This window comes from Rhodoferax ferrireducens (genome assembly GCF_049302455.1).
Lineage (GTDB): Bacteria > Pseudomonadota > Gammaproteobacteria > Burkholderiales > Burkholderiaceae_C > Rhodoferax > Rhodoferax ferrireducens_B.
The window spans coordinates 17,804-30,328 of the sequence record NZ_JBAQMD010000059.1 but is presented as its reverse complement, the minus strand read 5'-3'; the positions used below and the strand labels follow the sequence as shown (position 1 = coordinate 30,328).

Annotated in this window: 15 protein-coding genes; 9 read left to right on the top strand and 6 right to left on the bottom strand. The window is 61.1% G+C overall.

Annotated features, from left to right (window positions below; genetic code table 11):
* Window positions 1-19: 19 nt before the first annotated feature.
* The 5 genes from WA157_RS10545 to WA157_RS10525 all read right to left on the bottom strand — a co-directional run bounded on the left by WA157_RS10545 (window position 20) and on the right by WA157_RS10525 (window position 4,080).
* Entirely contained in the window at window positions 20-502 is a 483-nt protein-coding gene (locus tag WA157_RS10545; protein WP_422620909.1) for a diheme cytochrome c, read from the bottom strand.
* Between the two features lie 10 nt (window positions 503-512).
* Window positions 513-917 carry a DUF1924 domain-containing protein gene (locus WA157_RS10540; protein WP_422620908.1) on the bottom strand — a complete coding sequence of 135 codons (405 nt, stop codon included), beginning with the start codon at window positions 915-917 and terminating at the stop codon, window positions 513-515.
* Window positions 918-1,019: 102 nt separating this feature from the next.
* Window positions 1,020-1,439, bottom strand: coding sequence for a CoA-binding protein (locus WA157_RS10535; RefSeq protein ID WP_422620907.1), 420 nt, complete (start codon window positions 1,437-1,439; stop codon window positions 1,020-1,022).
* Window positions 1,440-1,446: 7 nt separating this feature from the next.
* On the bottom strand, window positions 1,447-3,642 hold the full coding sequence (locus tag WA157_RS10530) for a protein-disulfide reductase DsbD family protein (RefSeq protein ID WP_422620906.1): 2,196 nt from the start codon (window positions 3,640-3,642) through the stop codon (window positions 1,447-1,449).
* A gap of 93 nt (window positions 3,643-3,735) precedes the next feature.
* Window positions 3,736-4,080 (bottom strand): DUF167 domain-containing protein, encoded by a 345-nt coding sequence (locus WA157_RS10525; protein ID WP_422620905.1) that lies wholly within the window; start codon window positions 4,078-4,080, stop codon window positions 3,736-3,738.
* Window positions 4,081-4,302: 222 nt separating this feature from the next.
* Between WA157_RS10525 and hpf the strand changes: the two genes are divergently transcribed.
* The 3 genes from hpf (at window position 4,303) to hprK (ending at window position 6,184) form a co-directional block, all read left to right on the top strand.
* On the top strand, window positions 4,303-4,632 hold the full coding sequence (gene hpf / locus WA157_RS10520; protein WP_011463073.1) for a ribosome hibernation-promoting factor, HPF/YfiA family: 330 nt from the start codon (window positions 4,303-4,305) through the stop codon (window positions 4,630-4,632).
* Between the two features lie 93 nt (window positions 4,633-4,725).
* Complete coding sequence (locus tag WA157_RS10515; RefSeq protein WP_422620904.1) at window positions 4,726-5,193, top strand: PTS sugar transporter subunit IIA; 468 nt, start codon at window positions 4,726-4,728, stop codon at window positions 5,191-5,193.
* Between the two features lie 40 nt (window positions 5,194-5,233).
* Entirely contained in the window at window positions 5,234-6,184 is a 951-nt protein-coding gene (gene hprK / locus WA157_RS10510; protein WP_422620903.1) for an HPr(Ser) kinase/phosphatase, read from the top strand.
* Window positions 6,185-6,226: 42 nt separating this feature from the next.
* Here hprK and fur read toward each other — a convergent pair whose 3' ends face one another.
* On the bottom strand, window positions 6,227-6,673 hold the full coding sequence (gene fur, locus WA157_RS10505; protein WP_422620902.1) for a ferric iron uptake transcriptional regulator: 447 nt from the start codon (window positions 6,671-6,673) through the stop codon (window positions 6,227-6,229).
* Between the two features lie 91 nt (window positions 6,674-6,764).
* Here fur and WA157_RS10500 point away from each other — a divergent pair, with 91 nt between their 5' ends.
* Genes WA157_RS10500 through lptE form a run of 6 tightly spaced genes read left to right on the top strand, consistent with a single transcriptional unit; the run spans window position 6,765 to window position 12,488 of the window.
* Complete coding sequence (locus WA157_RS10500; RefSeq protein WP_422620901.1) at window positions 6,765-7,307, top strand: outer membrane protein assembly factor BamE; 543 nt, start codon at window positions 6,765-6,767, stop codon at window positions 7,305-7,307.
* Window positions 7,308-7,350: 43 nt separating this feature from the next.
* Window positions 7,351-8,166: a 4-hydroxy-tetrahydrodipicolinate reductase gene (dapB, locus tag WA157_RS10495; protein WP_422620900.1), complete on the top strand. Its 816-nt coding sequence runs from the start codon at window positions 7,351-7,353 to the stop codon at window positions 8,164-8,166.
* Complete coding sequence (locus tag WA157_RS10490) at window positions 8,163-8,816, top strand: MotA/TolQ/ExbB proton channel family protein (protein WP_422620899.1); 654 nt, start codon at window positions 8,163-8,165, stop codon at window positions 8,814-8,816. Before dapB ends, WA157_RS10490 begins: the two co-directional genes overlap by 4 nt.
* A 20-nt stretch (window positions 8,817-8,836) precedes the next feature.
* Complete coding sequence (locus tag WA157_RS10485; RefSeq protein WP_422620898.1) at window positions 8,837-9,265, top strand: ExbD/TolR family protein; 429 nt, start codon at window positions 8,837-8,839, stop codon at window positions 9,263-9,265.
* Window positions 9,266-9,307: 42 nt separating this feature from the next.
* Window positions 9,308-11,986 (top strand): leucine--tRNA ligase, encoded by a 2,679-nt coding sequence (gene leuS / locus WA157_RS10480; protein ID WP_422620897.1) that lies wholly within the window; start codon window positions 9,308-9,310, stop codon window positions 11,984-11,986.
* Window positions 11,987-11,996: 10 nt separating this feature from the next.
* Complete coding sequence (gene lptE / locus WA157_RS10475) at window positions 11,997-12,488, top strand: LPS assembly lipoprotein LptE (protein WP_422620896.1); 492 nt, start codon at window positions 11,997-11,999, stop codon at window positions 12,486-12,488.
* Window positions 12,489-12,525 lie beyond the last annotated feature (37 nt).

The following is a 12,525-nucleotide window of genomic DNA, read 5'->3' as shown; positions in this document are numbered from 1 at the left end:
AAGGCCGGCGCTTGCCGAATTACTTCGGAATCTTGATGCCGTGTTCGTCAAACACACCCTTGCCGGCACCGCTGTGGCAGGCCACGCAGTTGGCCGGGCTCTTGACCGACTCACGCTTCCAGACCGCCGGGTTGATTTCGCCGCTCATGTGTTTGGCCTTGAACCATTGCGCATCGGTGATGCGCAGGGGTGCTGCGTTGGAGGTCCAGCGGTTGGACGGGTTCTTGACCAGAAAGTCGGTGATCTCGGCGCTGTCGGCAGGCGACAGCGACGCATCAGTGCCAAAGTGCTTGTCCAGGCCGCTCATGATTTTTTTCCAGGAGGCGGCTGGCAGCAGGCCGGGCGGGAAAGCCATGTGGCAGCCTGAGCATTCAGCCTGCCATTTGGCGTTGACCTGTGACGGCAGGTTGGGGCGGCCACGGTCTTCACCGTTGTACTTGGCACTGACACCGAGCGAGGTGGCGGCCAGCACGGCCAGCAGTAAGGGTTTGATGAGTTTCATGGTGTGCCCTTTACTTGACTGACAGCACATAGGTCATGAAGTCGCCTTTTTCCTGCGTCGTGCAGGCGCGGCTCAGCACGTCGTTGCAGTTGCGCTTGAACCACTTTTCAACGTTGGCGGCGTCACTGAAGCGCTTGGGGTTGACCGACGGTGCCATCGGTGCAATCAGCTTGTTGGTCTTGACGTGTTTGCCCTCGGCTTTGGGCGAATCGGTATGGCACGAGGCGCACGACAGCTCGGCGCCTTTGGTGCTGTAGAGCTTTTGACCGGCGACCGCCGTGAAGTCCTTGAAAGCCGCGTTTTCCTGTTTGGCTTGTGCCCGGTAGGTCTCAAGAATCGGGTTGGCGGCTGCGGCCAGGGGCAATGCCAGCGCCAGGCAGGCCAGCAGATGGGGGGTGTGGCGTTTTGTTGTCATGCTGCGTTCTCTTGGGTAAGGAGCCCAAACGATAACCCTGCCAGCTTAAGATTTGCTTAGCTGAGCCCGCCTCGGGGAGGGGGGCGGGCAGAGCGCGACTTCTCAAGCGCTGGCGGCGTGTTCGACCTTCAGGCAATGGTTCTGCACCACCCACAAGCCCGCAGCCTGGGCCGCTGCGGCGGCCTGGGCGTTTTCAATGCCCAGTTGCAGCCACAAAGCCCGCGCGCCAATGGCGATGGCCTCTTGCGCAACCGGTGGCACATCGGCACTGTTGCGAAACACGTCGACCAGGTCAATGGACGCGTGTTGCGCCGCTTCCTGCAAGCTGGCGTAGACCGGCTCGCCCAAAATGGTCAAGCCGCTGGCCGCAGCGACCGGGTTGACCGGAATGATGCGCCAGCCATGCGCCTGCATGTAGTGCGCCACCTCAAAACTGGCGCGCTCAGGCTTGGGCGACAGGCCCACGACCGCGACGGTGCGGCAGGTCGCCAGAATCTGGCGGATGGTTTCGGTTTGACTCATCATGGCTTCATGAACTCTTCAACTTGGCCAGCATCGAGCGGACCTCCTGCACACTCAGAATTTCAGACAGCACCACGGGCGCACGGCCATCTTGGTACAGCACATAGACCGGCACCCCGCTGCGGCCGAGTTGCGCCAGCGCGGCGCTGATGGCGGGGTCGCGCTGGGTCCAGTCGGCACGCAACAAGGTCACCTTGTTGGCCGCAAAGTCGGCCAGCACCTCGGGGTTGACCAGCGTCGTTTTTTCGTTGTACTGACAGGTGACGCACCAGGCGGCTGTGAAGTCGACAAACACCGGGGCACCGGTGGCCAGCACTTGCTCCACCCGCCCGGGTGCCCAGAGTTGCCAGCGGCTGTTGCTGACAACCCGGGAGGCTCCTGCCATCTTGATGACATTTTGGCCGATAGCCCCCGTCAACAGGGCGAGAGTTGCTATTGAAATAGTAGCTATCACGACCCGGCTGCGACCCTTGAGTGTCAGCGACCAAAGCACCAGACTCAAACTCACCAGCAGCGCCAGCAAGGCGGCGGCGCCGTCAATGCCGCTTTGTTGACCCAGCACCCACACCAGCCAGACCACGGTGGCAAACATCGGGAACGCCATGGCCCGGCGGAAGGTGTCCATCCAAGCGCCGGGGCGCGGCAGCCAGCGCGCCACGGCCGGGGTCAGGCTGGCGGCCAGATACGGCAGCGCCATGCCGATGCCCAGCGTCATGAAAATCAGCAAGGCCTGCAGCGGCGGCAGGCCCAGCGCCAGCCCGAGCGAGGCGCCCATGAAGGGCGCGGTGCAGGGCGAAGCAATGGCGACGGCGAGCATGCCCGACAAAAAGGCGTTGACCGCCGGGTTTTTGGCTTCCAGCGTCAGCACTGCATTGGGCAAAAAGCGGCCAAACTCAAACAGGCCCGCCAGATTCAGCCCGATCACGGTGAACAACACCGCCAGCGCCGCCACTACCGCCGGGGACTGCAACTGAAAGCCCCAGCCCAGCTGCTCGCCCGCGCTGCGCAAGCCGATCAGCAGCGCGCCCAGCGCCAGAAACGACAGCACCACACCGGCGCTGTAGGCCAGGCCGCTGACGCGATGGCCGCGCCGGTCATGGGCATGACGGGTAAAACTCATTACCTTGATCGCCAGCACCGGAAACACACACGGCATCAGGTTGAGGATCATGCCCCCCAGCAGTGCGCCCAGCAGCGCCGCCCACAGGCCGAACGAAACCTGGGGACCAGCCGGGGCCGTGGTCGCGCCGCTGTTGCCGACCCGCACCGGGGCCAGGCCAGACGGGCCAGGCGGGCTGCTGCCGGTCGCGCCCGCTACGGGTGGCCAATTGCCCAGCACCTGGGCCTGGGCCCGAAAACCTTGCCGCTGGCCGTTGACGTCAGCCACCAACACCAAAGGCATCAGCGTCGGGCTCTCGCTGCGCAGTCCTGACAAAGGCACGCTGGCGGTCCAGACGTCGCTCTGCCCGTTCTTTGTCCATTGCTGCGACCAGGTCGCCGCAGGGTCGATCAGCTCGGGTGTTTCCGGGAAGAACTCCAACTGTTTGCCACGCAGCGTCGGCGACAAGCCGACCACGGTCAGCTTGAGCTGCTTGCCATCCACCGCCACCCGGCTGTCGCCTTCGAGCGCGGCAGGCTGGGCCTTGAGGCTGGCGGCAAAAGCCGCGCTATTGAGCGCGGTGGAGCCGCGCACCGGCACGTTCAGGACAAATTCGCCGTCTTGCGGCACGCATTCGAGCCGGCAGACCAGCCAAGTGGCCTTGAGTTTGATTTCGAGGCCGCTGCTCAGCAGCGACGGCTTGAACGCGGGCGTGATGGTCAGTGGAACCGGCAGCAGCACCGTGCCGTCATAGCCGTAATTGGCCAGGTTGCCAAGCGGGATCTTTTTGGGCAAGGGCCAGGCGATCTCGCCCGCTGTCACGCCTGCGGGCAGCGTCCATTGCAGCGTGGTGGGCAAGCCGGAGTCACCCGGGTTTTTCCAGTAGGTGTGCCACTCCGGCAGGTGCGTCAATTGCAGACCCAGCCAGACCGATTTTCCCGCGTCGGCGCCATCCGGGGCCTGCACCATCAACTCGGCCCGCACCTGTTCGGTGTTGACCACGGATTGAGAGGTATTTTGGCCTCTAGCCCCCGTCGTTATTGTACAGAATGCTACAAATAAAGTAGCAAAAATAAGACGATGGGGTAATTTCAGGCAATTCATTACAACATGTGAGTCAGGCTAATCGGCAAAGTTCCAGCGCGCGGGTGCGGTCATGGTCAGCGCCTGCTGACGCTGCCTCTGAACCCACCGCCGCTATTTTCCCTCATCGTCGTCCATCAGCAAGGAGCCCTGCGCAAATACCGCCGGCAACCTTGTGGGTGCTTTGATGCGCACCTGCTTGTTGACATTCATGCGGCCAAACACCACTTCAATGTCAGAGGCGCTGACGCCAAACTGGACGGCCAGGAAGCGCACCATGTGATCGGTCGCCCGGCCCGCCACCGGTGCCGCCGCGACGCTGACCTTGAGTTGCTTGCCAAAGGGTTTGCCGACGGCGTCCTTGCTGGCGCTGGGCTTGCCCAGAATATTGATCACCAGAACATCGCCATCCCAGGCAAAAAAAGAATCGCCGGTGGCGTTTTTGCTGGCGCGGCTCATGGTGCCAATCCCGCCGGTGCCGTGTGTCGTTGCTTGTTCATTTCAATGGGACATAGATCATTTTTTGCGGCTTGATACAAAAAAAGTAAATAAAAAGGATTTGCTTTTCCGCCAAGGCGGGGGCATAGTGAATCCGTCGGCGTCTATTTTTTTCTTGATTTTTTGTGTTGTTTGCATGGCGCCGGCAACCGTTTCAACCCTGAGAGTAACAGGAGATTATTTATGAATTTGACGATCAGCGGTCATCACCTCGAGGTCACACCGGCCTTGCGCAGTTACGTTACCAGCAAGCTGGACCGGATCAAGCGGCATTTTGACCAGGTGGTCGATGTCAAAGTTCTGCTCACCGTGGAAAAGCAAACCGAAAAAGATTTAAGGCAGCGCGCCGAGTGCAATATTCATGTCAAGGGGACAGACATGTTTGCCGAGAGCTCACATGCCGATTTGTACGCTGCCGTGGATGAGCTGGTGGACAAACTCGATCGTCAGGTTGTCCGCCACAAAGGGCGTTTGCAGGATCACCATCACGAAGCGCCGAAACGACTGATGTGAGGCCACCGGCCTGAGATCAGTCCCAGCCGCCTGCTCTGCCGGGCGGTTTTTTTTGGGTTCAATCCGGATGTGGGCATAATTCCCCCCTAAATTATGAATCGACTCGCAGCCATCCTCCCCCTTGCACAGGTGCTTGTGCAGGTTGATGCCACCAGCAAAAAAAGAGCTTTTGAAGAAGCGGGTTTGCTGTTCGAAAACCTGCATGGCCTCAGCCGTTCACTGGTCACCGACAGCCTGTTCTCGCGCGAGCGGCTGGGCTCCACCGGCCTGGGGCACGGCGTTGCCATTCCGCATGGCCGCATCAAGGGCCTGAAGACGCCCATGGCCGCCGTGCTGCAATTGGCCCATCCGATTGGCTTTGATGCGCCTGACGAGCAACCGGTCAATTTGCTGATTTTTCTGCTGGTGCCCGAGTCGGCGACGCAAAAGCATCTGGAAATCCTCTCGGAAATAGCCGAAATGCTCAGCGACGCGACCTTGCGGGAAAAAATGGCTGTGAGTAGCAGCGCGGCGGAACTGCATGAGTTCATTGTCAAATGGCAATCGGCCCAGGTGGCCTGATGCCCTGGCCAGGGTGTCGACCTGATCCACTGGATGCCGTGTGAAGCCTAACGTTGTCAGTGCCGATGTGCTTTTTGACGAGTTTCGTGCCACCCTGAAATGGGAGTGGCTGGCGGGACTGGGTGCCTCGGAGCGCCGCTTCGACGAGGTGGCGGTGCGTGCCGCGCGCTCCGGCGCTGATCTGGTGGGTCACCTCAATTACATCCATCCCTATCGCATCCAGATCTTGGGCCAGCGCGAGATTGCCTATCTCACCAACTCGACGCCGGACGACTGCGCACGCCGGATTTCCCGCATTGTCACGCTGGAGCCGCCGGTACTGATTCTGGCCGACGGGCAGGATGCGCCGCAAGCCCTGTTGTCGATGTGTGAACGGGCCCAGATTCCGATGTTCGCCACCGAGAGCTCATCGGCGTTCGTGATTGATGTGCTGCGCGCCTACTTGTCCAAATATTTTGCCGACCGCATCACGATGCACGGCGTGTTCATGGATATTCTGGGCTTGGGCGTGCTGATCACCGGGGAATCGGGGCTTGGCAAAAGTGAGCTGGGCCTGGAGCTGATCTCGCGCGGCAATGGTCTGGTGGCCGACGATGCGGTCGACCTGTACCGCATCAATCAGGACACGATCGAGGGCCGCTGCCCCGAGTTGCTGATGAACCTGCTGGAAGTGCGGGGCATTGGGCTGCTCGATATCCGGGGCATCTTTGGCGAAACCGCCGTGCGACGGCGCATGCGGCTCAAGCTCATCGTGCATCTGGTGCGCCGGGAAACGATGGAGCGCGACTATGAACGCATTCCCTATGAGCCGCTGACCCAGGATGTGCTTGATGTGCCGGTGCGCAAAGTGGTGATCCAGGTGGTGGCGGGTCGCAATATTGCGGTGCTGGTAGAAGCTGCCGTGCGCAACACCATTCTGCAATTGCGCGGCATCGACACTTACCAGGAATTCGTCGAGCGTCACCGCAAGGCCATGAAACTGAGCGAATGAAGCGGGCCCGCTGATGGGCCGGTGCGGCGCTGTCGTCGTTGGTTAATCCTGGGCGTCGGTCGACGCGGGACGATTGGGACACTGCTCCCGGGTGCAATGGGCATAAAGACTCAAGGCATGGTCGGCAATGGCAAATCCTTTGGCCTTGGCGACCGCGCGCTGGCGTTTTTCGATTTCCGGGTCATAAAACTCTTCCACTTTGCCGCAATCCAGGCACACCAGATGGTCATGGTGCTGCCCCTCGTTGAGCTCATAGACCGCGCGGCCGCTCTCAAAATGGCTCCGGATCAGGATGTCGGCTTGCTCGAACTGGGCCAGCACACGGTACACCGTGGCCAAGCCGACATCCGAGCGCTCCTCCAGCAAGACGCGAAACACGTCCTCGGCCGTCATGTGCCGTTGCCCGCCCTTGTGGAATATTTCCAGTATTTTCAACCGGGGTAGCGTGGCCTTCAGGCCGGTACTTTTGAGTTCATCGATCTTGGTCATGGCGGGTCTCAGTCTTGCCGGCTGCCAGGTCGATCCTGCAGGCACAGCCGGTACAATGGCCCGATCATATCGCCACACCCCACACCACCTCATGACTGATCTTCAACGTCTTGCTACCCGTTTGGGTCTGATTTTTGCCGCCAGCGCCAGCCTGGTGGCTTGTGGCAGTCTGAATGGCGCCAGCACCCGCATCGCCAGTATCGTGACGCCCTACAAAATTGACATCGTTCAAGGTAATTTTGTGTCCCAGGAGCAGGCCGCTGCGGTCACACCGGGCATGAGCCGGGTGCAGGTCCGCGATATTCTGGGCACGCCCTTGTTGACCAGCGTCTTCCACGCTGACCGCTGGGACTATGTCTTCACTTTCAAACGCCAGGGCGTAGCGCCACAGGAGCGCAAAGTCACCGTGTTTTTCAAGGATGATGCGCTGGAGCGCATCGAGGCTGATGCCTTGCCGACCGAAGCCGAGTTCGTGGCCTCGCTCGATTCAGGACGGCAAGCCGGCAAAGTGCCGGTGCTGGAAATGCCGCCAGAGAGTTTGACGGCGGCGCCGGCCCCGATAAAAGCGGTCGAGCCAAAGCCGCTGCCGCCGCTGCCCGCGAGCTATCCGCCGCTGGAACCGGTGGCCCGCTAAGCCAGTCTTTCCAATCTTTCCCGCCTTTTCAGCGTTCGCGACCATGACTCAAAACCTGACCCATCGTGTGGCCATCGCGGGTGCCTCTGGCCGCATGGGCCAGATGCTGATCGAAGCCGTCAAGAGTGCCCCTGACTGTGAACTGACCGGCGCGCTGGACGTGCTGGCCAGCCCCGCCCTGGGTACGGATGCGATGGCATTTTTGGGCCAGACCAGCGGCGTTGCGATCACCGCTGATTTGACCGTCGGTCTCAAAGAGGCCCAGACCCTGATTGATTTCACCCGGCCTGAAGGCACGCTGACCCATGTGCGTATGTGCCGTGAGTTGGGTGTCAACGTGGTGATTGGCACCACCGGCTTCAGCGACGCGCAAAAGGCCGAGATCGCCGCGGCCGCGCGCGATATTGCCATTGTGATGGCGCCCAATATGAGCGTGGGGGTCAACGTCACGCTCAAGCTGCTGGAAATGGCAGCCAAGGCGCTGGCCACGGGTTATGACATTGAAATCATCGAGGCGCATCACCGCCACAAGGTCGATGCCCCGTCCGGCACGGCGCTCAAAATGGGCGAGGTGGTGGCCGGCGCACTCGGGCGCGACCTGCAAAGTTGCGCCGTCTATGCGCGCCAGGGCGTCACCGGTGAACGTGACCCGTCCTCGATTGGTTTTGCCACCATTCGCGGCGGCGACATTGTGGGGGACCACACCGTGCTGTTTGCCGGTATTGGCGAGCGTATTGAGATCAGCCACAAATCGTCCAGCCGTGTCACCTATGCGCAGGGCAGCTTGCGCGCGCTGCGTTTTCTAAGTCAACAAAAAGCAGGTTTGTACGACATGGCTGACGTACTGAACCTGAAATGAACGCGGCCCAGTTGTTTTGGCAGGGCGACGCCCTCACCCGGGGTGTGGCGCTGCTGCTCTTGGTCATGTCGGTGGGCAGTTGGGTTGTTATTGTGTGGAAATCGTGGTTGTTGCGCCGCGCCAGCGGTGACGTGGCGCGCAGCCTTGCCGCCTTCTGGAGCTCCATATCGGTCGCAGAGGCGCTGCACAAGTTGCAGGCGTTTGACCGTGAAGCCCTCGTCATTCCTCTTGTTGTTGCCACAAAATTGGAAGCAAACGGGACGCTCTCTAGCGCCGGGGACAAGTCCCCGCAACTGACCCGGGTGCTGCGCGATGCGCTGCACGCGGCCCTGACCAAGCTTCATTACGGTCAGGTGTTGCTCGCCACGGTGGGCGCCACGGCGCCGTTTGTGGGCCTGCTGGGCACGGTCTGGGGTATCTACCACGCCCTCATTGGCATTGCAAACGCCGGGCAGGTGACGATCGGCAAAATCTCCGGCCCCGTCGGCGAAGCGCTGATCATGACCGCCGCGGGTCTGGCGGTGGCGATTCCGGCGGTGCTGGGTTACAACGTGCTGGGCCGCGTGATCGGGCGCATTGAGGCGCAGCTTGAAGGCTTTGCGCGTGATCTGCGGGAACTGGCGGGCTCCCAGCCGGTTTGGCAGGTTTAGGCCGTGGCCTGGATACGGCGATGTCGTTTGGCCGTCTAGAGCGCACACCCGGCTCCAAGCCGATGAGCGAGATCAACATGACGCCGCTGGTCGACGTGATGCTGGTGCTGGTGGTGATTTTCATCATCACCGCGCCGCTGCTGGCGAGTTCCATCCAACTGGACCTGCCCAAAGCCCAGGCCAGCCCGGTCGGCGTGGCACCGAAGTTCGTGACCGTGGTGGTGGACAGATCCGGGCAAACCTTTTTGGATGACCAGGCGCTAACGCTGACCGAGTTGGCGACCCAGCTGGCGCAAACCGCCAGGCTCAACCCCGACCTTGAAGTGCAGTTGCGTGCCGATACCGCGGTACCCTACGGCCGTATCGTTGACGTCATGGGCATTGCCCAAAAAGCAGGATTGAACCGGATTGGTTTTGTGACCGATCCCAAGCCGCCGGTGGCGCCCTAAAATCGATGGCTTGCGATCCCGTGATCGCCAGAGTGAAACCCAATGCAAGAAAAATACACCCCTCTCGACATCGAACAAGCCGCCCAAGGTCATTGGACGGCGATGGATGCCTACCGCGTCACCGAAGACTCGTTGAAAAAGAAGTTTTACGCCTGCTCCATGCTGCCTTACCCCAGTGGCAAGTTACACATGGGCCATGTGCGCAACTACACCATCAACGACATGCTCACGCGCTACCTGCGCATGAACGGCTACAACGTGTTGATGCCCATGGGCTGGGACGCCTTTGGCCTGCCGGCCGAGAACGCCGCGCTGAAAAACGGTGTGCCACCGGCCCAATGGACGTACGAGAACATTGCCTACATGAAGCAGCAGATGCAGGCCATGGGGCTGGCGATCGACTGGAGCCGCGAGGTTGCCACCTGCGATCCCAGTTATTACAAATGGAATCAGTGGCTGTTTTTGAAGATGCTGGACAAAGGCATTGCCTACCGCAAGACCCAGGTCGTCAACTGGGACCCGGTCGACCAGACCGTGCTGGCCAACGAGCAGGTGATCGACGGCAAGGGCTGGCGCACCGGGGCGACGGTTGAAAAGCGCGAGATTCCGGGCTACTACCTCAAGATCACCGACTACGCCGAGGGGTTGCTGGGGCAGGTGCAGACCGGTTTGCCGGGATGGCCCGAGCGCGTCAAGCTGATGCAGGAAAACTGGATCGGCAAGAGTGAGGGCGTGCGCTTTGCCTTCACCCATGACATCCGCGACGCGTCCGGCGCGCTGATTGACGACGGCCGCATGTATGTCTTCACCACCCGGCCCGACACCATCAAGGGTGTGACGTTTTGCGCCGTGGCGCCCGAGCATCCGCTGGCGGTGCACGCCGCCAGGGGCAACCCGGCGCTGGCCGCCTTCATCGAGGAATGCAAGACCGGCGGCACCACCGAGGCCGAGCTCGCCACGCAGGAGAAAAAAGGCCTGGACACCGGGCTGGTCGTCACCCATCCGCTGACCCGATTGCCGGTGGCGGTGTGGGTTGGCAACTACGTGTTGATGAGTTATGGCGACGGCGCTGTCATGGGCGTGCCCGCGCATGACGAGCGTGACTTCGCCTTTGCCAAAAAGTACGGGCTGCCGATCAAGCAGGTGGTGCAGGTGGACGGCGAGCAGTTTGATTACGACCACTGGCAGGACTGGTACGCCGACAAGCAGCGTGGCGTGGCCATCAACTCCGGCAGTTTCAGTGGCATGTCGTTCAAGCAAGCGGTGGAGGCGGTGGCGCACAAGCTGGCGGCGCTGGGTCTGGGTGAGAAAAAAACCACCTGGCGCCTGCGCGACTGGGGTGTGAGCCGCCAGCGCTACTGGGGCACACCGATCCCCATCATTCACTGCCCCGAACACGGCGCCGTGCCGGTGCCCGAAAAAGATCTGCCGGTGGTGTTGCCGCAGGACTGCGTGCCCGATGGCTCCGGCAACCCCTTGCACAAGCACGAAGGCTTCCACGCGGGTGTGGTCTGCCCCATTTGCGGCGCCAGTGCGCGGCGTGAGACCGACACCATGGACACCTTTGTGGACAGCTCGTGGTACTTCATGCGTTACTGCGACCCGAAGAATGAGCAGGCGATGGTCGGCGAGGGTGCGACTTACTGGATGCCGATGGACCAGTACATCGGCGGCATCGAGCACGCCATCCTGCATCTGCTGTATGCGCGCTTCTGGACCAAGGTCATGCGCGACCTGGGGCTGGTCAAGGTCGATGAACCGTTCACCAAACTGCTCACGCAAGGCATGGTGCTCAACCATATTTACTCACGCAAAGGTGAGAACGGGGCCAAAGATTATTTCTGGCCGAACGATGTTGAAAACGTGTCCGATGAGACCGGCAAGGTGGTGGCTGCCAAGCTGAAAATCGCCGTGGGCAACTTGCCCGCTGGCACGCTGGTCGACTACGAGGGCATCGGCACCATGTCCAAGTCGAAAAACAACGGCGTGGACCCGCAAGACCTGATCGAAAGGTATGGCGCCGACACCGCCCGTCTGTACACCATGTTCACCGCGCCGCCCGAGGCCACGCTGGAGTGGAACGACGCGGCGGTCGAAGGCAGCTACCGCTTCCTGCGCCGGGTCTGGAACTTCGGCATTAAACTGTCTACTATTGATATGATAGCAGTTGATGCAAGTACGACGGGGGCTACAGCTCTAAACGATATAAATTTCAGCAAGGAAGCAAAAGTCCTGCGGCTGGAAATCCACACCGTGCTGAAACAGGTGGATTACGACTACCAGCGTATGCAGTACAACACCGTGGTCTCCGGTGCGATGAAGATGATCAATGCGCTGGAGAACTTCAAAGCCACCGACTCAGGCGGTGCGCAAGTGGCGCTGATAGAGGGCTTTGGCATCCTGCTGCGCTGCCTGTACCCGGCCACGCCACACATCGCGCACAGCCTGTGGCAGGGTTTGGGCTATGCCGGCACCCTGGGCGACCTGCTCGATGCACCCTGGCCCCAGGTGGACGAACTGGCGTTGTTGCAGGATGAGGTTGAACTGATGTTGCAGATCAACGGCAAGCTCAGAGGTGCCATTGTGGTGTCGGCGGGCGCCTCCAAGGTCGAGATCGAACTGGCGGCCATCGACAGCGAGGTCTTCCGCAAGCTGGCCAACGGGGCGACGCCCAAGAAGGTCATCGTGGTGCCGGGGCGGCTGGTGAATCTGGTGGTATGAGTCAATTTCTATGAAACGTCGTTCTGCTGTCGCGCTGCTGGGGTTGGCCGGTTTGTTGATGGGAGGCTGCGGGTTCAAGCTGCGCGGGGCGCAAACCTACACCTTTCAGACCCTGGCGATCATGCCCAATCCGGGTGGCCCGCTGGCCATCGAGTTGCGCCGTTCATTTGGCGATTCGGTGCGGGTGCTGGCGCCCCATGAGCCGATCAGCCAGGCGCAGGTGGTACTCGATATCCTGCAGGAGCAGCGTGAAAAAACGGTGGTCGGGGTCAGCAGCTCGGGCCAGGTGCGTGAGTTTCAGTTGCGCATCCGGGTGAAGTTTCGAGTCCGCAACCGCGACGGCGATGAGCTGACGCCGCCGGCCGAAATTGTGCAGCAACGCGATATGAGTTTCAGTGAATCAGCCGTGCTGGCCAAAGAAGCCGAGGAAGTTCTGTTGTACCGTGACATGCAGTCCGACATGGTGCAACAATTGATGCGCCGTCTGGCAGCCATCAAGTAGTGGGGGGCGCCGCCCGCCGCCAGGCGAAGCGAGCTTG

Bases quoted from the DNA above. Each gene is read 5' to 3' on its own strand.
- leuS (WP_422620897.1), top strand. From the start codon at position 9,308: ATGCAAGAAAAATACACCCCTCTCGACATCGAACAAGCCGCCCAAGGT.
- lptE (WP_422620896.1), top strand. From the start codon at position 11,997: ATGAAACGTCGTTCTGCTGTCGCGCTGCTGGGGTTGGCCGGTTTGTTG.
- WA157_RS10500 (WP_422620901.1), top strand. From the start codon at position 6,765: ATGACTGATCTTCAACGTCTTGCTACCCGTTTGGGTCTGATTTTTGCC.
- hpf (WP_011463073.1), top strand. From the start codon at position 4,303: ATGAATTTGACGATCAGCGGTCATCACCTCGAGGTCACACCGGCCTTG.
- WA157_RS10535 (WP_422620907.1), bottom strand. From the start codon at position 1,439: ATGAGTCAAACCGAAACCATCCGCCAGATTCTGGCGACCTGCCGCACC.
- fur (WP_422620902.1), bottom strand. From the start codon at position 6,673: ATGACCAAGATCGATGAACTCAAAAGTACCGGCCTGAAGGCCACGCTA.
- WA157_RS10540 (WP_422620908.1), bottom strand. From the start codon at position 917: ATGACAACAAAACGCCACACCCCCCATCTGCTGGCCTGCCTGGCGCTG.
- dapB (WP_422620900.1), top strand. From the start codon at position 7,351: ATGACTCAAAACCTGACCCATCGTGTGGCCATCGCGGGTGCCTCTGGC.
- WA157_RS10490 (WP_422620899.1), top strand. From the start codon at position 8,163: ATGAACGCGGCCCAGTTGTTTTGGCAGGGCGACGCCCTCACCCGGGGT.
- WA157_RS10525 (WP_422620905.1), bottom strand. From the start codon at position 4,080: ATGAGCCGCGCCAGCAAAAACGCCACCGGCGATTCTTTTTTTGCCTGG.
- WA157_RS10530 (WP_422620906.1), bottom strand. From the start codon at position 3,642: ATGAATTGCCTGAAATTACCCCATCGTCTTATTTTTGCTACTTTATTT.
- WA157_RS10515 (WP_422620904.1), top strand. From the start codon at position 4,726: ATGAATCGACTCGCAGCCATCCTCCCCCTTGCACAGGTGCTTGTGCAG.
- WA157_RS10485 (WP_422620898.1), top strand. From the start codon at position 8,837: ATGTCGTTTGGCCGTCTAGAGCGCACACCCGGCTCCAAGCCGATGAGC.
- WA157_RS10545 (WP_422620909.1), bottom strand. From the start codon at position 502: ATGAAACTCATCAAACCCTTACTGCTGGCCGTGCTGGCCGCCACCTCG.